The following is a 477-nucleotide window of genomic DNA, read 5'->3' on the forward strand; positions in this document are numbered from 1 at the left end:
GTGTTGGGAGGCGTCCCCCTGAGAAAGCTTCGCCGTCTGCCCCGACACCGCGGTTAGCTTAGCCATGGTGGGCATGGTCGACTGCGGCGTCGGATCATCCGGCGCCTCGCCGACTATTCCGGCTCTGCCGGTTTCACCCTGACCGATATGATTGCTTAATCGAGCGCGTGCACCCCGTGCACTGCTGGCATCACCCGGCATGGCTACCGCACACGACACGCCATCGGCGATGACCTCGAAGCTAGACACCGTGGACTCCGCAGCCGCCGCGTCCACCTCGTCCGCAACCACCCCACTGGTGAGAACCGCACCCGTGGCCACCGCTTTATAGCGGGACGTCACATCGTCCGCCTTTTGTCCGTTTAACACCGAGAAGGTGATCAAAGTAGTAATCATCCCCATCGCAGCAGTGATCCCAAGCATGCAAACGACAACCGCGAAAGGTATCGCTACGGCCGTGCCGCCCAGTGCCGGATT

Annotated in this window: 1 pseudogene; it reads right to left on the reverse strand. The window is 61.8% G+C overall.

The features are described from left to right. Positions 1 to 384 (reverse strand): annotated as a pseudogene (locus SKC42_RS27470) (hypothetical protein); the annotation flags it as partial. Positions 385 to 477 lie beyond the last annotated feature (93 nt).

The sequence above is a fragment of the Mycobacterium sp. 050134 genome (assembly GCF_036409085.1).
Classification (GTDB): domain Bacteria; phylum Actinomycetota; class Actinomycetes; order Mycobacteriales; family Mycobacteriaceae; genus Mycobacterium.